Raw genomic sequence first — 21816 nt, forward strand, 5'->3', positions numbered from 1 at the left:
TTCACACCTGGTCGGGTTTTGTCGAAGCCAGATGCCCTGTTGCAGCCGGAAAGGGTACGGACCCCGCCGGTGGCCTGGGCACCGCCAATACCACCGGCGCGGCAAAGCCCGCCTGGCGACTCACAAACGGATAGTATAACGCACCGTCAGGTTGCGTCCCGGTGCATCTATCCCGGACGAAATCGTGCGGTAGTTCTGATCGAGCAGGTTGTCCAGGGCCACCAGCAGGTGATGCCGCTCGCCAAAGCGGTATCCTCCGCGCAGGTTGAGTGTGGCCCATCCGGGCAGGCGTGGAAACAGCGGCGCGCTGGCAACCGCCCCCAACACACGGGCTTGAACTTGCGCCAGAGTTTCGCCGGTCAGCCGCAGCCGGTCATCAGCCGTGCCCAGCCGCCCATCGGGGCCGGCTTCGACAAACCCCCGCACTGTTGCGCCCCGGCGGAAAAAGTTTTGAATCTGGGTGCGCGTCCGGGCCGCACCAATCCGGCGGTCATCGAGATTGAGCGACGACAGGCGCGTTTGCCGGTGGGCGGCCGCCACGACACCTTCCACCCACCAGGCGCGACCGGGCGGCTGATAGCGCAGCCGCAGCAACCCCTGTGGCGGCGGGGTTCCGCCTTCCACATCAGGCGGCCGCCCGGTGGCGCGGTCTTCCGCGTGCAGCCAGGTGAAGTTGCCACTCAGCGACCAGCTCGCCGTCAGCCTGACGCCCAGCGAACTCTCAACGCCGTAAATACGCGCACCGGTGAAGTTGGCCCGGACGCGCACGGGACTCGTTGCCGGCGCGACGAACACCGCCCCCGTCGGCAGTTGCGCCGTGATGATTTCCGTCCCCAGGCGCGTCCCCACTGCCCCCGGCGGCAGGATCAGGGTCTGTGTCGTGAGCAGGTCATTGATATTCGTCACAAAGCCGGTCAGATCGGCATCCATCCGTCCATTGCGGTAGCGCAGGCTGCCTTCGTAGCTCAGACTGCTTTCCGGGATGACCTGTCTGACCGGCAGCCCGGTTGACACGGCGGAAGCGTCGGCAGTTGTGCCGATGAAGGCCTGCCGTCCGGCAACGGCTGGCGCAGCGATTTCATAGACACCATTGCCCTGCAGACCCAGCGATCCCAGGTCGGTCATGTTGGGCGGACGAAAGCCACGGGCCACATTGCCGGCCAGCACCCAGCCGCGCCCCAGTTGCCAGGCCCCGCTGAAACGGAACGTCCAGGCTGCCGTGCGTACGCTGTCGTCCTCGACCACGGCACGCCCTCCGACGAGCGCATTGTCGCGGGCGCGGGCGCGGTAGGAAGCCACGCCATAGCGCAGGCTGGCCGCCAGGCGCAGCCGGCTCGGCACAGCTTCCCACACATCCTGCACAAAGAAGCCGTAGTTGTTGAAATATGCGCCGTTGGGCACGCGCGGGCGGGCCGCCGTGGCGATGCCGGTCACGGGATGGGCATCGAAGGCGCGCGCCCGCATGACATCGCGGTACACATCCGCGCCGCCCAGCACCGTGTGCCGTCCGGGAAGCGTCTTCGCACCAGACAACGCCAGGCCAACGGCCCGGGTGCGTTCATACTGGGCGTTGATGAGCGCCTGGGGATTGCCCTGCCCGCCCTGATTGATCCGTTCTTCCCGCTGGATGTTGAAACTGCCGGTGACGGTCACACTGTCCAGACCGCCCACCCGCTGGCCGTCATAGCGCAGGTAGCCAAAGTCCAGCATCAGGTTGCCCAGTTTCGCCAGCAGGTTGCCGTCACCGCCCAGCAACTGATCGGAGCGTTGGCCGCCGTCCTGCTGTCCACGCTGGTAATGGACGACGAACTGGTGTCCGGCGCGGGGTGTCGCCACGGCCTTGAGGCTGCCGGCATATTCGGTGAAGGCGGTATCCGGTTGGCGGGCGCCGTAGAAGCGGTTTGAAGGCAGGTCAAAAAACCGGGTCACGGCCGCACGGGAGTCCACACCGCCGCCGGCGCGCAGGGTATTGATGCGCCGTCCGGCCAGGTTGACCACGCCACCGAAGCGTGGGGTGCCGAAGGACAGACGGGTGGCGTGGCCGAAGCCGGACGTGGCACTGATGCCAAAGAAGGTGCTTTCTCCCTGAAACACAAAACCGCCTGTGGTCAGAGGCGCGGTGGCCGTGAGCAACTGGACGCTTCCCCCCAGGCTGTCGCTGCCGTACTGCGCGCCGTGCGGCCCGTGCAGCACCTCCACGCCGCGCAAGCTGCCTGGTTCGAGCAGGTTGAAAAACGTACTGATGCCGCCCCGCTGCGCGCCTGTCGTGTAGCGGACGCCATCCACGAACACCGACACCCGGCTGGCCACGAGTCCGCGCACGAAGACGCCGCCCAGCGTGGCGCTGGTCTGCTGTACGGATAGCCCGGCTTCCTCGGCAAAAGCCTGGGCCAGTCCCTGGGTGGCGCGTTCCTGCAGGCGTCCAGCCGGAATCACCGTGACGGTCTGCCCCAGTTCATCCTTGTCCTGGACAAGGCCAACGTCGGCCGTCACTGTGACGGTCTCGGCGACCGGCGTGGGCAGTACGGTGAGATCGCGCACCGTGGTGATGCCAGCCGCGAGTGAAACCGCCAGCCGCACGCCAAGCCCATCGGAGGTGGCCGCAACGAGTTCATAGGTTCCGGGCGTGACATCATCGAACAGGTACCGCCCATCAGCGGCGCTGACCGTGGTGGCCGCGACCGTCTGGCGCGCTGTCAGAAGCGTCAGCCGCGCTTGGGCAACGGGTGTACCGTTCACGTTACGCACGTAACCGGTCAGCGTCGCCGATTCCGGGACTGGCGTTTTGGCGAGCGTTGTTGCGCAAGCCTCCCCCAACAGCCAGGCGAGAAACAGCAGGCAGGCCAAAAAAGGCTTGGTGTCGGCTTGGTTCACTTGGTTCACTGAATTGAAGGAAGCCCCAAGCGACCACCGCCTGGTCAGCAGTGCAGGCAGCGTACATTTCGCTTGGGGCGCAGCGTTTTGAGGAAAGACTGAAGAGGAAGGTGGCGGAGAAGGAGGGATTCGAACCCTCGGTACGCTTTCGCGTACACCGGTTTAGCAAACCAGCGCACTAGGCCACTATGCGACTTCTCCGCGCGCGCTAACGATGCACAATGAGTATCAAGCGCCTTGCCACAAGCTGTCAAGAGACTTGGCGACGACCAATCCCTGCAGGAAAAATGGCAAACGGCTGCCAGGCCAACTCCCTCACTCAAGCCCTGATGTCCCCGGTTTTGATGCGTATGAACTTCAATGTACCGCGCCAGCTCAGATTGACTTTGGGAATCAGCCTGACGCTTCTGGCCATGCTCTTCACTGGTGGACGCCTGGCCGCCGACCGGCAACCCCAGCCGGAGTTTCGCCTGACACCGGCTGGGACGCTCATCCGGGACGCCGCCACCCACCAGCCCGCCGTCGGGGCACTTCCCGTCAACCTCATCCGCTCACCCGATGGGCGCTACCTCATTGCCGTCAACAGCGGCTTTGGCATCCAGCGCAACGCCACCCACAAACTGCACCAGTCGCTGGCCGTGATTGACCTTGCCGCGCGTCCCGCGCCGACCGTCATCCAGAACGTCTATGTTCCCGTTCCGCAAAGCGTCTGTGTCGGGGCCGTGTTTGTCCCACAACCTCACCCCGATGGCACCTGCACGTTCTATGTTTCCGGCGGTCAAGAAAACAAAATCTGGCGCTTTCAGTTTGTCCCCGGCGCGCGGCAGCCGCTCCAGCCCGGCGTCAGCAACTTCAACATCCCGCTCGAAGCCCCGTTTATCGAAGTGTCCGGCCTGGCCGCCGAGCCGCCTTCGCCGCGCTACAACAACAACCTGGCGGCCGTCTTCCCCCTCGGCCTCGCCCTCAGTACCGATGGCGAAACGCTCTACACCGCCAACAATCTGGGTGACAGCCTGGGTCTGATTCACCACCATCAGGGCGAGCCAGAACTGGAAAGCCTCAAACTCCAGAACCCCAAACGTCCGAACCAGGCCACGTACCCCTACGAAGTCAAAGTCGTTCCAACCGGGCAAGGCGACAAGGTATATGTCTCCTGCTGGGGCGATGGCTCGCTGGCTGTCGTTAACCCAACGACGAAAGCCGTCCGTTTCGTGGACATCGGCCGGCATCCAACCGCCATGACACTTGACCGCGCCCAAACCCGACTCTACGTGGTCAACTCGGACGGAGATGCTGTGAGCGTCATGGACACAGCCACGGATACTGAAATCGAACGCATTGCCCTGCGCCTCGATGAACGGAACCGGGGCGGAACAAGTCCGCAAAGCCTTGCCCTCGACGAAGACGAAACCACACTGTACGTTGCCAATGCCCGCGCCAACTGCGTTGCCGTCGTCAGGCTGGGCGCGCAGGCACGGCCAACCGCACAACGTCATGACGCATCCGAAGCGCGTCATCAGGCTGCGTCAAAAAAGCCCTCTCGCAAAACGAAAGTCCGTTCCGAACCGGAGTCCACTGCCGAGCCTGAGAGACGGCAACAAGCCTCCGTTGTCAAGGGCTTCATCCCGACCGGGCTTTACCCGTCGGCCGTTGCTGTCGTCGGCAGGACGCTGGTTGTCGGCAATGGCAAAGGCACCGGCTTTGAAAACTCCTCGGTTGTCGCCAACACCTCCGGGCGGTTTCCCAACGCGCCCAACGATCGCTTCCCGGCAGAAGCTGAATCGGGAAGGCAGGGCGGGCAGTACAGTGTCGCCCTTGTGGCCGGAACGCTCAGCCACATCCCGCTGCCGGATGACCGGCAACTGGCGGACTACACGCGCCAGACACTGCAAAACAACGGACTGCTCGGCCCCCACAAAACGCGCCTTTTCAAGGGCCCGTCGCCCATCCGGCACATCATCTACATCATCAAGGAAAACCGTACCTACGACGCCGTTTTTGGCGATCTGGAGCGCGCCGGGAACGGGCTTCCGGCCGACGGCGATCCCTACCTCGCCATTTTCGGAGCCGGAGAGGCCGCCGTCGCACACGACGGCACTCCGCAGGACATCACCCCCAACCACCGCGCCCTGGCGCTGCGCTTCGGTCTGTTTGACCGCTTTTTTGTCAACTCTGAAGCCAGCCCCGACGGACACAACTGGGCCACGGCCGCCCTGTCGAGTGACTACACCGACAAGGCTTTTCGCTGGGAGTATTCCCGGCGGTCACGCACCTACGACTACGAAGGTTTCAACCGCCTGCCAAACTTCGCGCCGCGCCAGGGCGTTCCCCCGGCTTTCGACCTGCCGGTTACGGCGGATGACATCGAACGCTACCTCGTCCGCTTCATCCCCTACCGCCAGGGGGCCCGCGACATTGCGGAACCCGACACCCTGTATCTCTGGGACGCCGCCGCGCGCGCCGGATTGACCTACCGCAACTATGGCGAATTCGTCGGCACAGTCTCCCAGGCTGAGTTGGACGCCATCAACCGCAACCAACGACGGAGCTACCCCGACCTGACGCCCAACGTCACAGCCACCCCGACCAAAAAAGCCCTCGAAGGCCACGTGTGCCCGACGTTCCGCAACTTCGACATGCACACCCCCGATGCCATGACGACCGACTCCTACCTGGCGGCGTTGAACAGCCATGGACAGACCGACCCGCTCATCACCGTGCAGCATCCCGACCCTCGCTTCCGTGGTACGTCGCGGCTTGGCGCCTGGCTCGCTGAGTTCCAGCAGTGCGTGGAGACCCGGCAGACCACCGGACGCGATGAACTGCCAAATTTTTCGATTGTCCGGCTGCCCAACGATCACACCAGCGGAATGATGCCCGGTCTTCCCACTCCGCAGTTTCACGTGGCGGACAACGACTATGCTCTGGGGCGTCTGGTGGAAGCCGTCTCGACCTCACCATACTGGAAAGACACCGCCATCGTTGTCGTCGAAGATGATGCTCAGAACGGCCCCGACCACGTGGACTGTCACCGGTCGGTGGCCCTGGTCATCAGCGCCTACAACCGGCCGGGCCAACTCATTCACGAATATCACACGACCGTCAGCCTGATTCGGACCATGGAACTTCTCCTGGGGCTGCCGCCAATGAATGCCCTGGACGCCAACGCGGTGCCCATGGACATCTTTCAGGACAAACCCGACCTCCGCCCATACCGGGCAATCCTGCCGCGCGTGGCGGCCGGTAATCTTCTCGTCGCGCCGCCACAAACCGCCCGCGAAGCCGCCATGGTGCGGTGGTGCCAGGCGATGAACCTGGCGCATGCCGATCTCGAAGATGCCGATGCGCTCAATGCCATCATCTGGTACGCCACCTGTGGCAGCCACCGTCCCCCGCCGGCGCAAAGTCCTGATTTGCCGGTGTTTGCCGCCCTCGCTCAGGGGGTTGCCGGGCGCGATGAGTGACGCTCCGGCGCAGAAAACGTTGGTAAAAAACTTGACACTGCGGATGACAACGGGATAGAGAACGCCCGTCCTTACCATTATTCCCGTAATTTTGAGAGTCAACGAACCATGGTGCTTCGCTTGAAGAAGCAACTTCGTCGCTTTTTTGTGATGACAGTTGCCGTACTCGGTCTGGCCACGGCAGCCACGGCCCAGGTCGAAGACAACACCCATCAGCCTTACAAAGGGTTTAGCTGGGGCTATTGCACATACTACGCCGCGCAGGTTTTCGACCGCTTTGCGGCGGCGGAAGGCGGCATTGACTGGCGCGGCAACGGCGGCATGTGGCTGCGCGCCGCACAGGAAAAAGGCTGGCAGACGAGTACCAACCCGCGCGATGCGCGCGTGGGCGCCATCATCGTCTGGCAAAATGACGGTCGGGGACACGTCGGCGTTGTGGATGACGTGTATCCAGATGGCATCCTCATCAGCGAGATGAACTGGCGCGTCAACAGCGATGGCGACGCCACGGGTGGTTTCAACCGCATCAGCCAGTCGTTTTTGCCGTTTTCGACCAACCTCGACCGTGGCGTGCGGCGGCGGTATTTTTTTGCCGGATTCATCTTCCCGGAAAAGGTGGCGACGGCGCGCAAAAGCTTTTCCACGCAGGACGCACGTGGGAGGGGCCGCCAGATTCGGACGGTGGATGCCGTTTCGCGGCCGCGTGTCGTCCGCAAGGGCCGCCCCTAGAGCGACCCGACCTGGGATAAGGCGGTTTTCCGGCCTCGAACCTTCCCCCCTGGGACAGGTGTTTTTCTGAGCTTTCCGCAGCCTGCGCGGCTGGGTTAGCCTCTTTTTGTGTGCTGACCTGCACGGTTACGTCGGTCTCCACAGGGTCGTATCGTGCGGCCCGGGACGCGGGCGGTTTGGATGGTCAAAAGGGAAGAAGTTTCATGAGCACCACCCCATTGCCCCTTTGGGCACGCGAGGTCTCCGCCCGGCGTTCAGCCTGGTATCTTGGGCTGACGACGTTCAGCATCCTCGTGCTCGAACTGGCGGCCATCCGGTGGATTGGCTCGCAAATCCGGGTCTTCGCCTACTTTGCCAACCTGGTACTCATGGCGGTTTTCCTTGGGATGGGCCTTGGGGTGGCCCTTGGCCGCCGGTATCCGCATCTTTTCGAGTGGGTGTTCCCGGCGCTGCTCGTCCTGGCTGCCGTTCTGGCTTTGTCCAAGCAGGTTGGGCTGATGGACTTGGGGTTTCCTGACCCATCCATCAGCCTCTGGGGAGCTGATGTCAGGATGGTTTCTTTCGGCCAGTTCTGTCTGGCGACGCTGGTTGTCGTTGGACTGTTCTGGCTGGTGGCACTGGTGTTTTTGCTCATGGCCATTCCGGTGGGCTGGTGGTTCGGGCAGCTTCCGCCCCTGCGGGCTTATGCCTATGACCTGCTTGGCTCACTCATCGGCGTGCTGGCGTTCACCGCGGTGGCGGCGCTGCACCTGCCACCGGCCGTCTGGTTCGGACTGGGGTTGCTTCCGCTCGCCTGGGTCAGCCGCCGGTGGTGGGCAATTTTAGGCATCGGCGTCATCCTGCTGACCGGCTGGGCCAGCCAGGGGGCTTACTTTTCGCCCTACAACCGCATTGATCTTGCAACCGACGATTTTTTCACCGGGGAGGGCCAGCCCCCCAACCCGGTTGCACGCCCGGAATACATGCTCAGTATCAACCGGGACTTTCACCAGTATCTACTTGATCTTTCCGTTGCCACAGTCAGCCAGGAACCGCCCGGCGCGCTTCGGGGGCAGGTTCAGAGAATCTACGAAATTCCTTTCCGTCTTACGTCGCGGCGCGACCGCGCGCTGGTTGTCGGGGCCGGCACAGGCAACGATGCCGCCGCGGCCCTGCGAGCCGGATTTGCCCATGTTTCCTGTGTCGAAATTGATCCGGTGATTTTACGCCTGGGGCGTGAGAAACACCCGGAACAACCATACACCCGCCCCAACGTCCGGCTCATCAACAACGACGCCCGCGCCTACTTCGAGCAAAACCATACCGACCAGTATGATGTCGTCTGCTATGGACTCGTGGACTCCCACGCCATGTTTTCCGCCCTGTCCACACTCCGTCTGGACAACTACCTCTACACGGTCGAGGGGCTTCGTTCCGGCTGGAAGCACGTCGCACCGGGCGGCATCATGTCCGTTTCCTTCTCGGTTTTCGCCGGCGACTGGATGCTCTACCGCCTCAACAACACGCTTCTGGAGGCGACCGGCCTTCAGCCTTTGGTGATTCTGCACGGCTATAACTACGGGGTGACGTTTCTCGTAGGGCGCGAACTGATGCCCCAGACGGTGCAGGCCACAACGGGCTTTCCGGTTCACGTCCTCCCTGAAATGGAAATCCGCATTCCAACCGACGACTGGCCGTTTCTTTATCTGCGCCCCAATACGGTGCCCTATGCCTACCTGACCGTTCTGACGCTGATCCTCGTCACGGCCCTGGTGGCTGTCCGGCAGACGTTCGGGGCCGACCTGCTTACCTCACGCCGGTTTGACCCGGTGCTGTTTCTGATGGGTGCGGCCTTTCTGTTGCTTGAAACGCGGATGGTCACAGAGTTGGGTCTGCTCTTTGGTTCGACGTGGGTCGTCAACGCCTCCGTTTTTGCCGGCGTTCTTGTCATGGTGCTGCTGGCCAACGGCTACGTCATCCGGCGGACGGCCTCCCGGATTCAGCCGTGGTACGTCCCCTTGGTCATATCCCTGCTCGCGGTGTGGTGGTTGGGGGCTGGGACGCTCAATCAGTTTTCGCTACTGACGCGCGGCATCCTGGGCGGACTGCTCTTTGCCCTGCCGGTGTTTTTTGCCGGGGTCATTGTCTCCACCCTTCTGAAGCGGGCCCAGGATGTCCCCGGCGCACTCGGGTCCAACATCCTGGGTTCAGTGGTCGGCGGCTGCCTGGAATACCTTTCCATGTACGCGGGGCTGCGCAAGATGACCCTGCTGGCGATGGCGCTCTACCTGACGGCGTATCTCATTCTGGCGCGGCAGGCGGCCCAGCCGGAAGCGGCTGAAGCAGCGCTTCCCCGCGAAGCCGATGCCTGATGGGGTCAGAACGGACACCCTAGCGACGGGGCAGGGCAACGGGCGCTTCCGCCACCTCCGCTGCCGGCTTCAACCCCTGAGTCAGTTTCCGAATGTCACTTTCTTCCAGGGTTTCGCGTTCAAGCAACTCGCGGGCGCACCGCTCCAGCACCTCGCGGTTGGTCTCAAGAATCCGGTAAGCGCGTTCAAACGCGCCCATGACAATATCCCGGATAGCTTGATCTATTCGTGCCTGCGTGGACTCAGCTACTCGGCAGCCTCCCTGAGCCAACTCCGGTACATCCAGAAAACGCGGCTTCTGGGCCTCAAAGGCAACATAGCCCAGCCCTTCATCCATGCCGTAACGGGTGATCATGTCGCGGGCAATGTCGGTTGCCCGCGCCAGGTCATCGGCCGCGCCTGTCGAAATCTCGCCAAACACGAGCTTTTCGGCTGCCCGGCCGCCCAACAGCACGGCAATTTTGTTTTCCAAATCGGCGCGCGTCATCAGAAACCGGTCTTCGGTCGGTCGCTGCAAGGTGTACCCAAGCGCCCCAATCCCACGGGGAATGATCGAAATCTTGTGGACGGCATCCGCCCCCGGCAAAGCCAGTGCAACCAGCGCATGCCCGATTTCGTGATAGGCCACGGTTTCGCGCTCCCTGGCATTGATGACGCGGTTTTTCTTTTCCAGACCCGCCACGATGCGCTCCAGCGCCACTGTAAAATCCACCAACTCGACCGCTGCCGCCTTGCGCCGGGTGGCCGCCAGTGCCGCCTCGTTGACGAGATTCGCTAGGTCAGCCCCGGAAAAACCCGTCGTCAACGCGGCCACCTGTTCCAAATCCAGACCAGGGGCCAGTGTGATCTTCCTGGCGTGAACCTTGAGAATCTCCAGCCGTCCCTTCTTGTCGGGACGGTCCACAAGCACCTGCCGGTCAAACCGGCCGGCGCGTAGCAGCGCCGGATCAAGAATCTCCGGCCGGTTCGTCGCGGCCAGAATGATCAAGCCGACTGATGTATCAAAGCCGTCCATTTCGGTCAGCAACTGATTGAGCGTCTGCTCGCGTTCGTCGTGTCCGACCAGCGGGCCGCCCGCGCCACGCGCGCGTCCCAGAGCATCCAGTTCGTCAATGAAAATGATCGCCGGTGCGTGCGTGCGCGCCTGCTCAAACAGATCACGTACCCGGGCAGCGCCCACTCCGACAAACATTTCAATGAACTCCGAACCCGAAATCGAGAAAAACGGCACGCCAGCTTCACCGGCAACGGCCTTGGCCAGCAGGGTTTTGCCGGTGCCCGGCGGGCCGACCAGGAGCACCCCCTTGGGAATCCGCGCTCCCAGACGACCATATTCCTGCGGCGCTTTCAGAAAGTTGACGACTTCCTCCAGTTCGGCTTTGGCTTCATCTACCCCCGCCACGTCACCAAACGTCACGCCGGTTTTTTTCTCGACATAGACCTTGGCGCGGCTCTTGCCGACGCTCATAAAGCCGCCCACACCCTGCTTTTCCGCAAACCGCCGGAACAGGAAAAACCACACCCCAAAAAAGACCAAAGCTGGCAGCACCCACGAGAGCACGTCCCGCAACCAGGTGTTTTCCACAACGCGGCTGTACCTGACACCATACCCGGACAACCGATCGGCCAGTTCTGGCTCCACGCGCGTTGCCACAATCGAGGTCTTGCCGCGCTGGTCTGGCGCTTTCAACCGCCCGGTTATCGTCCTGTCCGTGACGATGACCTCCTCCACGCGCCCTTCCGCCAGCGCCTTCTCAAACTCACTGTAGGGAACCGGCTCAACGGTACTCATCCGCTGCCAGTACTCCTGAAATACCAGCAGCGCCAGAATGGCCACCATCCAGTATCCGAAATTCCAGCGACTTTCCTGCTTCATCCCTGATTCGTCCTTGACAACGCGGGGCGTGGTGGCTGGTGCAGACGCACCCTGCCACAGCTATGCCTCGTCTCCCAAAGGTAACAAAAAACGCCGCCCCTGGAGCGGTGTTTCGGGCGGCGTGCTGAACTTCGGCGACCCCGCAACCGCCTAACTCTCAATGGGAATGGGACGCCCCCGCTGCGGCCGGCTCGGCGTCCGCTTGCCAATCGTCAACGTCAGGACACCGTTCCTGAAACTGGCCTTGATATTGTCAGCATCCGCATCGTCAGGCAGATTGAGCATCCGCTGAAAAGCGCCATACGTACGCTCGATCCGATGCTGCTGCCCGTCTTTGTACTCCTGCTCGTGGCGCTTTTCGCCCTGAATGTACAGCACGTCTTCGTCCAGCGTGATGTTGACATCCTTCGGCTCTACACCGGGTAGCTCCAGTGCAATGTGGTAGTGCGTCTCTGTTTCGTGAATGTCGAGCGCCGGGCGGAGCAGCCCCTGCCAGTCAGGCGTCGGCAGGCTTGGCAGCGTCAAGGACGGCCACGCCAGGCCAAAGTTGCGAAATGCTTCATTGAACAGCCGGTCAATCTCGCGTTGCAGTTGGAACACCGGCAAAAAAGGCGCAGGCAGGGCCGGCTCGATGGTTTCGCGCGCTGTCCCCGCAGACTCCGCTTTGCGGACCGGGAGTGCTGTTGGTTGCGTTTCCTGTTCTTTTCTGAACCAGTTCCAGGGGGCCAGTTTTTTCAAGTCCATAGCAGTTCTCCTCGATATGAAAGTCCTGTCTATAAACATACACCCGGTGAATAGCGAATAGCGAATAGCAAGGCGGGTTGGCCCCTTCGCTGAAGCTCGTCATCAAAGCTCGTCGTCGTTCCCCCAGCCTGAATTTTGGCGGTCAACGGTGAAGCGGTTCGGGCAACCGGAGTGGATGGACGCGCCGGGCTGCTTTACGGCGGAGTCGGCCTTCTGTTGGCTCCAATCTGGCAGCTACGGTTGGAGCCAGCTTCCGAGCAGCGTGACGAGACCCAGCAGGGCAAAGACAGCGGCGGCCACGGCGTGAACCAGCTTCATCGGGATTTTGGACGCCAGCCTGTCCCCGACAAAGATGGCGGGCACGTCGGCGATGAGCATCCCCAACGTGGTGCCAAGGATGACCATCCAGGGCGCGGCATAGTGGGCGGCAAGAGCCACGGTGGCGATTTGGGTTTTGTCACCCATTTCCACCAGGAAAAACGTCAGCAGCGTTGCGCCGAAGACACCAAAGCGCCGGGCAACCTGGGTTTCTTCCTCTTCGATGCGGTCAGGGATAAGCGTCCAGATAGCCATGCCGATAAAGGACAGACCAAGCACCCAGCGCAGCACGTCGGGACTGACAACGCTGGTGAGCCAGGCCCCCAGTGCACCGGCCAGTCCGTGGTTGAGCAGGGTGGCCACCAGGATGCCCAGAATGATGGGCAGTGGCTTTTTGAACCGCGCCGCAAGGATGAAGGCGAGAAGTTGGGTTTTGTCGCCGATCTCCGCCAGCGCGACAACGGCCGTTGAAATGAGAAGAGATTCCATAAAAAGCCTAGAGGCTGACACGTGTTTGCCGGGATGCCTGGCGTCTGCCTGAGAGGTGGCGCCGGGAGTGGGCACAGAACAACCAACAAAGCCCCCTCGCTATCACAACTATCAGAATGCACTCAAGAAGCAGTGGAGCCGAAGGCTTGGTAGTTGCCCGACAACACTGGGAGGCAGCTCAAGCCTCTCACCCGAGGACTACGAACGTTTTGAGCGGTGGCTGAAGCGAGCATCGTCCTCAAAGCCTTGGAAGAACAGGCCCGCTAAGTTGTTCACTCCAAAGTCAGGATTGCGAGGGGAAGCACTCTACTGCCGGCTGCAAAATCTGGGAGCGCAGGCTTCCAGCCCGCCTGCGGGCAGGACGCTCTCGCTCCCCAAACTCCTCGTCTTCACTGAGCACCGCGGCCTGCTGAACTACCTGGCCGCCAGGATTCGCAGGCTGCTCAGCGGCGAAGAAGCCAGGGCAATGTCCACGTGTGGTGTCAAGCGTGCAGAGCGCCGCAAGGCACGGGAACTGTTCCGCAACAATCCAGCAGTGGGTTTGCTTGTTGCCATCGGCGCCGCCAGCGAAGGCGTACACCTGCAGAACGCCAACCTGATGGTCAACTAAGACTTGCCCGCTACGTGCGGCAGCTTTTTACCAGCGAGCCGGACTGGGCCGTGACAGCTCAACCTCGACATAAAAGCCCTGCTTGCGCGTACTACACTGCCCACGTAAGGTAAGGCGCTCCTTACAGCCTTACCTCAATCCCTGGAGTGCTCCCGATGATTGCCATCGCTAAAATCACTGCCAAAGGCCAGACTACAATTCCGGCCGCGATCCGGGCGCACTTACACGTCGGACCTGGCGATCTGCCAGCCTGGGAGATCGTTGCCGACGGCGAAGTACGGGTGCGTCGGGTTTGCCCCCTCGGTCTGGAATACCTCAAGGCCGTCGAGGGCACGCTCTCGGAATGGTCGGGCGAGACAGACAAGGAGAACTACCGTGAACTATGAGCCGGGGCAGGTGGTTCGCGTGCCATTTCCGTTCACCAACCGCGAAGCCACAAAAATCGCCCGGTGCTGGTCATGTCGGCAACCGCTTTCAACCGTGCAAGCGGCTGCCTTGTACTTGCGATGATTACCTCGGCTCAGAATCCCCCGTGGCCGTTTGACTGCCCCATCAGCGACCTCACTAGCGCGGGTTTACCCACGCCTTCGTCGGTGGTATGCGCCAAACTGTTCACGCTCGATGTTCGCTTGGTGCGCGGCGTGCTCGGCTATCTGGCAGAGGCTGATTGCAGCCAGCTTGGGCAGTTCTTATATCCCGAGTGCTGGACCTTACCCCATGACATCCATCAAAACCCGGAAAAAACTCATCGAAGTCGCGCTACCACTGGATAAAATCAACGAAGCTGCCGCGCGCGAAAAGTCCATCCGTCACGGACACCCCAGCACCCTGCACCTGTGGTGGGCGCGCCGTCCGCTGGCGGCGGCCCGGGCCGTCATCTTCGCCCAGATGGTGGATGATCCCGCCAGTGTGCCGGAGGAGTTTCCCACGCCGGAAGCGCAGGAGAGGGAACGCCAGCGCCTCTTTCGCCTGCTTGAGCAGCTTGTGCAGTGGGAAAACACCACGAACGAGGAGGTGCTCGAAAGCGCCCGGCGCGAAATCCGCCGGAGTTGGGCGCGGCACTGCCTTGGCGCAGCGGCCGCACGCCTCTCCGACGACGAAATTGTGGCTGCGATCAACGCGGGCAGGATGCCTGCGCTCCCAGGTTTTCACGATCCCTTCGCCGGCGGGGGCGCACTGCCTCTGGAAGCGCAGCGGCTGGGGCTGGAAACCTACGCCAGCGATCTCAACCCCGTGGCTGTCACCATCAACAAGGCCATGATTGAAATCCCGCCGCGCTTTGCCGGATACGAACCTGTCGGGCCGTTGCCGCCGGGGGAAAGGCAAGCCACGCTGCACGCGGACTGGTCGGGGGCAAAGGGACTGGCCGAAGACGTACGGCGGTACGGGGCGTGGATGCGCGCCGAGGCTGAAAAGCGCATCGGGCATCTTTACCCAAGGGTCAAGGTGACGTCAGAGATGGCCGCTGACCGCCCTGACCTCAAACCGCTCGTTGGCCAAAAGCTCACCGTGATTGCCTGGTTGTGGGCGCGGACGGTCAAAAGCCCCAATCCGGCTTTTGCGGATGTGGATGTGCCGCTGGTTTCCACCTTCATCCTCTCCAGCAAGGCGGGCAAGGAAGCGTACGTCGAGCCAATTATCCTGGGAGGGCGGGCGTCTCGCCCGCCACAAGTCGCGGGCGAGACGCCCGCCCTCCCAGGGACGCCCGCGCTCCCAGGGTATTACTTTACTGTCAAAGTGGGTAAGCCGCCGGAAAGCGCGAAGAACGGCACGAAGCTTGCGCGCGGGGCGAATTTTCGGTGTCTGGTGTCTGGTGCGCCAATCGGCGACGCCTACATCAAAGCCGAGAGTCTGGCAGGTAGAATGGGAGAACGGCTGATGGCCATCGTCGCCGAAGGGCCACGTGGGCGCGTCTATCTGCCTCCTACCGAAGAACACGAGAGGATTGCCCGTTCAGCGCAACCGCTGTGGAAGCCCGATCAGCCGATGAACCGCGATACGCGCGATCTGGTCAGTGGCCGTGGCTATGGCTTTTTCACGTGGGCCGACCTCTTCACCCCCCGCCAGCTCGTGGCGCTGACGACGTTTTCCGATCTGGTGGCCGAGGCCATCGAGAAATGCCGCCGGGATGCTATAGCGGCTGGGTTGCCTGACGACGGTGTGGGATTGGATGCCAGTGGGACCGGTGCCCTCGCCTACGCGCAGGCAGTGGGAGTGTACTTGGCATTTGCCGTGGATAAAGGTGCAAACTACTGGTCGTCTCTTTGTTCCTGGCACTCAGGCCGTGACACAGTGACAAGTACCTTTGGTCGTCAAGCTTTACCAATGGTTTGGGACTTTGCCGAGGCGAATCCTTTCAGCAATTCCTCTGGGAACCTTCTCAGCGGCTGTGAGCAGGCAGCAAAACTTCTCACCAACCTCAAGAGCCCTTCCAATGGCTTGGCCCTCCAATCGGAAGCTCAATCTCAAACCGTCTCGCACAACAAGATTATTTCCACTGACCCGCCGTACTACGACAACATTGCCTACGCCGACCTCTCGGACTTCTTCTACGTCTGGCTGCGGCGGATGCTCAAGCCCATCTTTCCTGGTCTCTACGCGACACTGGCCACACCCAAGACTGAGGAACTGGTCGCTACACCGTGCCGCCACGGCAGTCGGGAAAAGGCCGAAACCTTCTTTCTGGAAGGGATGACGCAGGCGCTGGAAAACCTCGCACGGCAGGCGCACCCGGCTTTTCCGATAACCATCTACTACGCCTTCAAGCAGAGCGAAACCGAAAGCGACGGCACGACGAGTCCCGGCTGGGAGACTTTTCTGGAAGCTGTCCTCCGCGCCGGCCTGGCCATCACGGGGACATGGCCGATGCGCACCGAATACACGGGCAATCTCAAGAAAGCTACCAATGCCCTTGCCTCCAGCATTGTGCTCGTTTGCCGCAAGCGCGCAGCCGACGCACCGGTGATCACCCGCCGCGAGTTTCTACGCGAACTCAATGCGACGCTGCCCGAAGCCATGGAGGAGATGATCAACCCTGGGGGCGCGGGCGTCTCGCCCGCATCAGGAAACAGCCAGGATGGCCGCGCTCTTCGGCATTCACCTGTGACACCGGTGGATTTGTCGCAGGCGATCATCGGCTCCGGCATGGCGATCTTCTCGCGGTATGCGCAGGTGCTGGAGGCCGACGGCACGCCCATGACGGTGCGCACCGCGCTGCAACTCATCAACCGCTTTCTCACCGAGGACGACTTCGACTATGACACGCAATTTTGCCTGCACTGGTTCGAGCAGCACGGCTGGGCTACGGGCAAATTTGGCGAGGCGGACGTACTTGCCCGCGCCAAGGCGACGAGTGTAGATGGACTACGAGAGGCTGGGCTGGTGGCGGCGGGCAAAGGCGAAGTACGCCTGCTCAGGTGGCCGGAGTTACCTGCCAAGTGGTCGCCCAAAACTGACTCGTGCGCCTCGGTCTGGGAGGCGCTGCATCAACTGATCCGCGCCCTCAATCAGGGTGGGGAATCGGCTGCTGGGGCCCTGCTGGCGCGTATGCCGTCCCGTGCTGAACCCATCCGTGCCTTGGCCTACCGGCTCTACACCCTGTGCGAGCGCCGGGGTTGGGCCGACGACGCGCGTCCCTACAACGAGTTGGTGGCAGCGTGGAGCGGCATCGAGCAGGTGGCTGGAGCGGCCAGGGTGGCGTATTCGCAGATGAAGCTGGATGTTTGACCAGACAGGACGAGCTTGCACGCGCGAACAGACACATTGGCGGCTCTCAGCGCACGCTCGTGGAAGTTCGACTTCAACCCCCACGCGCGCTTTAACTGATACGTACCGGGCGAACAATGGAAAAGTGAAACGCTTTTGGGCCGGTGTCTGGAGTACTGACGGAAGGACGACTTGCGGCGTGCCGTGAAGGAGCACTGCTGGGTGCTGGGGTGCGAGAATGCCGAGTTTGAAGCGTAAACAAGGGGGCTGGGGCCGTCAGGGACGGGAGTGTTCACAAGCTGCACCCCACGGATGCCCCTCAGACAGAAGCGAAAAAACCCGCAAGACGCGGAGTCTGGAACGGTTCGCCGGCAGGATGCGTCGGAACGTAGCGCGAGTGTCTTTTCAAATCAGATTCTCATGATGGAGATGGAGGGAGTCGAACCCTCGTCCGCGAACCTTCGGTGCCGGAGACTACGTGCGTAGTCGCTTCCGTCGTTTCTCGTACCCCGGCTGCCGGAACAGCGACCTGAAGCCGCCGGGATACCAGCCCAGTGCTATCTCGCGGCGACGCCCCAGGCGTAACGTCGCCGCCAGCTCGTGAAGGTCACGCCCGCTTCATTCGGCACGAGCCACCAAATGAGCAGACGGCTCAGCAGTGATTAGGCTGCGAGAGCGAGTTCCTGCGTTTCGGCAGGTAATTGTTTCCACGCTTTTTGACGAGCGGCATGGACGCCCGGCACGCCTCACGTGCACCTCATAATGTCCACGTCGAAACCGTGTCATCCCCATATTCTCAAAGAGCCATGTGCTGCCCGGCAGCACGGCCAACAGCAACTATACCACAGAATCTCGCCAACACCACACCGAACATGAAGTCCCCCCCGACAACAAGCGTTTAGCGGTCAGCAGTTGGCGACTGGCGGCTAACCGCCAATTGCTAACAGGCAGAGGCTTCCGCGCCACGTTTTTCTGTGAAAAGCCGGCTGTCCGGCACGCCAGAGCCGGCCAAACTTTCGCCACCCGCGGCTTTCCACGACTGGCGGCGATTCGTGAAACGCAGGGCCGGTGCGTGCTATCGTTGCCCCAACTCCCGATCCTGTGTCAGGTCTGTACGCTTCATGGATATTCAGCACATTCGCAATTTCTCCATTATCGCCCACATTGATCATGGCAAATCCACGCTGGCCGACCGCCTGCTTGAACGCACCGGTGCCCTGACCCAGCGTGAGATGGCCGAACAGGTTCTCGACGCCATGGACCTCGAACGGGAGCGCGGCATCACCATCAAAGCCCACGCCGTACGCCTCAACTACCGCGCGCGCAATGGTGAAGACTACGTCCTGAACCTCATTGACACGCCCGGCCACGTGGACTTCAGCTACGAAGTCTCGCGCTCGCTGGCCGCATGCGAAGGCGCGCTCGTTGTTGTGGACGCCACCCAGGGCGTCGAAGCCCAGACGCTCGCCAACGCCTACCTGGCGCTCGAAAACAATCTCGAAATGTTCCCGGTTATCAACAAGATTGACCTGCCATCGGCCGAACCGGAGCGCGTGCTGTCCCAGATTGAGCAGGTCATTGGGCTTGACCCCAAATATGCTGTTCTTGCCAGTGCCAAGACCGGCGTGGGGACGGATGAGCTTCTTGAACGCATTGTGGAAAGAATCCCACCTCCGCAAGGTGACCGGGATGCCCCGCTCAAGGCACTCATTTTTGATTCCTGGTTTGACAGTTACAAAGGCGTCATCGTACTTGTCCGCGTCGTGGACGGCGTGCTGCGCCCAGGGATGAAAATCCGCTTCATGGCCACCGGCCGCGACTACGAAGTGGAGGGCGTCGGCGTCATGACGCCCAAAATGCGCGAAATCAGCGAACTGGGCGCCGGAGAAGTCGGCTTTTTCTTCTCCAACATCAAAACCGTCGCCGACGTGCGCATCGGTGACACAGTGACCGAAGCGGCACGCCCGGCCGCCGAGCCGTTGCCTGGCTTCCAGGAAGTCAAGCCCATGGTCTTTGCCGGGCTGTACCCGGTTGAAAGCGATCAGTACGAAGACCTGCGCGACGCGCTCGACAAGCTGCGCCTCAATGATTCTTCGTTCCTCTACGAGCCGGAACATTCCGCCGCCCTTGGTTTTGGTTTCCGCTGTGGCTTTCTTGGACTGCTCCACATGGAAATCGTCCAGGAACGGCTTGAACGGGAGTTCGGCCTTGACCTCATCACCACTGCGCCCAGCGTCCGTTTCGATGTCTATCTGACCAACGGCGAGAAAATCACCATTGACAGCCCTTCCAAACTGCCCGACCCGTCCAAGATCGAACGCATCGAGGAACCCATCATCCGCGCCACCATCATGACGCAGGATGACTACCTGGGGCCAATCCTGGCACTCCTTGATGAAAAGCGCGGTGTTCAGCGTGGCTTTGACTACATTGGTGAAAAGCGCGTCATGCTGACCTACGACCTTCCCCTGCTGGAAGTCGTCCTTGACTTCTTCGACCGGCTGAAGTCCGTTTCACGTGGCTACGCTTCGCTCGACTATCATTTGAAAGGTTACGAGCCGGCCGATTTGGTCAAACTCGATGTGCTTGTTTCCGGTGAGCAGGTGGATGCGCTGTCGCTCATTATTCACCGCGATAACGCCTATGCCCGCGGACGCGCTCTTGTCGAGAAGATGAAGGAACTCATCCCGCGGCAACTTTTCGAGGTTCCCATTCAGGCGGCCATTGGAAACCGGGTCATTGCCCGTGAAACCGTCAAGGCTATGGGCAAGAATGTACTTGCCAAGTGCTACGGCGGCGACATTACGCGCAAAAAGAAACTGCTCGAAAAGCAGAAGGAAGGGAAAAAGCGGATGAAAAAAGTCGGGCGTGTGGATATTCCACAGGAAGCCTTCCTGGCTGTGTTGCGTGTCGGTGACAACAAGTAAAAGCGCGTCAATTCTTATAACGCACCTCATGACGCGATTTTGCAGCTCACACAAGGCCGTCCACGCAGGGTTGCCTTTTCAGCGCGCATAAACCCGGTAGTCCATCTCCGGGAAAATCGTGTCACGTTTTTCCACTTCGGCCAGCCAGTCTTCATCCACCGCGCCGCTGGTGAGCATTTCATACAGGCGGGTGAAGCGGTGGATGTGGTCACGAAAGCGCTTCTCGGCATACTGGACCATGGTTTTGTTGGTGATGATAAAGGCCCAGTCGCTTGACTGTGCCAGCAACAGCTCCCGTGCCGCCTGATTGAGCGCCCGGTACACAAGCAGGCTGGGCGGTGTGGGAAACCGCTGGGCCAGCTCTTCCATGCGTCGCTCGGCCTGGTGTTGGTGGCGATACATCCACTGCGTATCCCGGTTGAGCCAAACCCGGTTGTAACCCTCTGCGCCCCACGACGAAGCCGATGGCACCTGGGGCTGGTTGTGGGGAAACATCTGCAGGTAGTCGCTCGGCGTCGCCAGAACGACCTCATCCTGGTCAAAGTGGATTTTGCGAATGAGAAAGTCCAGAAACTGCGGTCCCTCGTACCACCAGTGACCGTACAGCTCAGCGTCGTAGGGCGAGACCACCAACGGAGCACGCCCGATGACCGTCCGCAGGTGGCGCATCTGGGCCTGCCGGGAAGCGAGAAAGTGTCCGGCGTGCTCGGCCGCGGTTTCGGTGGCCCAGGCCGGTATGTAGGGCTGCTTGTGGTGCAGGTCCACCTTGCCCGTGACGCGAAAGTATTTGATGCCGATGTTGCGCCGCACCCCATCCGCGTGCAGGTAGGGCTTGATGTAGTCGTAGTCGGCCTCATAGCCCAGGTCTTTGTAAAACTCGCGGTAGTTGGGATGGCCCGGGTAGCCGACCAGTGAACTCCAGACCTGCTCACTGGTTTCCACATCACGGGCAAAGGCCGCGACGCCCGAAGGGGTGATGGTTGGGGCAAAAATACCCCGCGCCGGCCGCGGCGAACCGAACATGATGCTGTGTGAGTCCACAATGAAGTAGCGCAAACCGACTTCGGCCAGCAGCGCATCAATGCCCGGTTCGTAAGCGCATTCGGCCAGCCAGATGCCGGAGGGCGACCGACCGAAGTGCTTTTCGTAGTTACGCACGGCAACCCGAATCTGCGCCCGCCGCGCCGATTCATAACGCATCAGCGGCAGAAATCCGTGCGTTGCGCAGCAGGTGATGATCTCCAGTACGCCTTCATCCTGCAATCGCCGGAAAGCGCCAATCAGATCACGGCGATAGACGTTTTCATACAGGTTTTGGACGGCCCGGAAGTGTTCGTGGTGCGCCTGTGCCGCCGGTGCGAAGGGTGTGCCCTGGGTGCGAACGATTTCCTTTTCGGTCAGCTCAACGAGTTTGCCCAAGTGCCGGACGTACCGCTCGCGCAAAAGATCATCCACGAGCATTTCGCACAGCGGCGGCGTCAAGCTCATGGTCAGTCGGACGCGCACCCCAGCCCGGTGCAGGTTCTCGAAAACGAACAGCAGCGGGACGTAGGTTTCACTGATAGCTTCGTAGAGCCAGTCTTCCTCCAGAAATTCCGGGTACTCTGGATGCCGCACAAACGGCAGGTGGGCATGCAGAATGAGTGACAGAAATCCAGTGGTCATGCGTAGGGGGCCTGGAACGGCCTTACCGTTGTCTCCCAAATGGCTTGCCGTGGCGGCATGGCGT

At 61.5% G+C, this 21816-nt stretch carries 13 protein-coding genes, 1 tRNA gene and 1 other RNA gene; 8 read left to right on the top strand and 7 right to left on the bottom strand.

The features are described 5' to 3' along the window. Nucleotides 1–120: 120 nt before the first annotated feature. Together CABTHER_RS10870 and CABTHER_RS10875 are read right to left on the bottom strand one after the other, a co-directional pair. Nucleotides 121–2874: a TonB-dependent receptor gene (locus CABTHER_RS10870; RefSeq protein ID WP_041569212.1), complete on the bottom strand. Its 2754-nt coding sequence runs from the start codon at nucleotides 2872–2874 to the stop codon at nucleotides 121–123. 111 nt (nucleotides 2875–2985) lie between these two features. After that, nucleotides 2986–3075 (bottom strand) — tRNA-Ser (locus CABTHER_RS10875). Nucleotides 3076–3224: 149 nt separating this feature from the next. Between CABTHER_RS10875 and CABTHER_RS10880 the strand changes: the two genes are divergently transcribed. From CABTHER_RS10880 to CABTHER_RS10890, 3 genes are all read left to right on the top strand, one after another. Further along, nucleotides 3225–6338, top strand: coding sequence for a bifunctional YncE family protein/alkaline phosphatase family protein (locus CABTHER_RS10880; RefSeq protein ID WP_014100694.1), 3114 nt, complete (start codon nucleotides 3225–3227; stop codon nucleotides 6336–6338). A gap of 108 nt (nucleotides 6339–6446) precedes the next feature. Next, the gene (locus tag CABTHER_RS16040) at nucleotides 6447–7067 is read left to right on the top strand and encodes a CHAP domain-containing protein (RefSeq protein WP_014100695.1); all 621 of its coding nucleotides are present in this window, start codon (nucleotides 6447–6449) and stop codon (nucleotides 7065–7067) included. Between the two features lie 203 nt (nucleotides 7068–7270). Beyond that, nucleotides 7271–9418, top strand: a complete 2148-nt coding sequence (locus CABTHER_RS10890; RefSeq protein ID WP_014100696.1) for a spermidine synthase family protein — start codon at nucleotides 7271–7273, stop codon at nucleotides 9416–9418. Nucleotides 9419–9437: 19 nt separating this feature from the next. On the opposite strand, the gene ftsH is transcribed toward CABTHER_RS10890, so the two are convergent. The 3 genes from ftsH to CABTHER_RS10905 form a co-directional block, all read right to left on the bottom strand. Then, nucleotides 9438–11294, bottom strand: a complete 1857-nt coding sequence (ftsH, locus tag CABTHER_RS10895) for an ATP-dependent zinc metalloprotease FtsH (RefSeq protein WP_014100697.1) — start codon at nucleotides 11292–11294, stop codon at nucleotides 9438–9440. A 150-nt stretch (nucleotides 11295–11444) separates the two neighbouring features. Beyond that, nucleotides 11445–12038, bottom strand: coding sequence for an Hsp20/alpha crystallin family protein (locus CABTHER_RS10900; RefSeq protein WP_014100698.1), 594 nt, complete (start codon nucleotides 12036–12038; stop codon nucleotides 11445–11447). A gap of 234 nt (nucleotides 12039–12272) precedes the next feature. After that, complete coding sequence (locus tag CABTHER_RS10905; protein WP_014100699.1) at nucleotides 12273–12845, bottom strand: TMEM165/GDT1 family protein; 573 nt, start codon at nucleotides 12843–12845, stop codon at nucleotides 12273–12275. A gap of 289 nt (nucleotides 12846–13134) precedes the next feature. Here CABTHER_RS10905 and CABTHER_RS10910 point away from each other — a divergent pair, with 289 nt between their 5' ends. From CABTHER_RS10910 to CABTHER_RS10920, 4 genes are all read left to right on the top strand, one after another. Further along, the gene (locus tag CABTHER_RS10910; protein ID WP_014100700.1) at nucleotides 13135–13455 is read left to right on the top strand and encodes a helicase-related protein; all 321 of its coding nucleotides are present in this window, start codon (nucleotides 13135–13137) and stop codon (nucleotides 13453–13455) included. A gap of 155 nt (nucleotides 13456–13610) precedes the next feature. Then, nucleotides 13611–13841 (top strand): AbrB/MazE/SpoVT family DNA-binding domain-containing protein, encoded by a 231-nt coding sequence (locus tag CABTHER_RS10915; protein ID WP_014100701.1) that lies wholly within the window; start codon nucleotides 13611–13613, stop codon nucleotides 13839–13841. 24 nt (nucleotides 13842–13865) lie between these two features. Then, nucleotides 13866–14228: a type II toxin-antitoxin system PemK/MazF family toxin gene (locus CABTHER_RS16700; protein ID WP_455423193.1), complete on the top strand. Its 363-nt coding sequence runs from the start codon at nucleotides 13866–13868 to the stop codon at nucleotides 14226–14228. Next, nucleotides 14173–17181: a DUF1156 domain-containing protein gene (locus tag CABTHER_RS10920; protein WP_014100702.1), complete on the top strand. Its 3009-nt coding sequence runs from the start codon at nucleotides 14173–14175 to the stop codon at nucleotides 17179–17181. Before CABTHER_RS16700 ends, CABTHER_RS10920 begins: the two co-directional genes overlap by 56 nt. Nucleotides 17182–17581: 400 nt before the next feature. Here the strand turns inward: CABTHER_RS10920 and ssrA are convergent. Continuing rightward, nucleotides 17582–17950: a transfer-messenger RNA gene (ssrA, locus tag CABTHER_RS16390) on the bottom strand. 331 nt (nucleotides 17951–18281) lie between these two features. Here ssrA and lepA point away from each other — a divergent pair. Beyond that, entirely contained in the window at nucleotides 18282–20087 is a 1806-nt protein-coding gene (gene lepA / locus CABTHER_RS10925; protein ID WP_014100703.1) for a translation elongation factor 4, read from the top strand. A 78-nt stretch (nucleotides 20088–20165) separates the two neighbouring features. On the opposite strand, the gene CABTHER_RS10930 is transcribed toward lepA, so the two are convergent. Then, the gene (locus CABTHER_RS10930) at nucleotides 20166–21752 is read right to left on the bottom strand and encodes a glycoside hydrolase family 57 protein (RefSeq protein ID WP_014100704.1); all 1587 of its coding nucleotides are present in this window, start codon (nucleotides 21750–21752) and stop codon (nucleotides 20166–20168) included. Nucleotides 21753–21816 lie beyond the last annotated feature (64 nt).

The sequence above is a fragment of the Chloracidobacterium thermophilum B genome (assembly GCF_000226295.1).
GTDB lineage: Bacteria > Acidobacteriota > Blastocatellia > Chloracidobacteriales > Chloracidobacteriaceae > Chloracidobacterium > Chloracidobacterium thermophilum.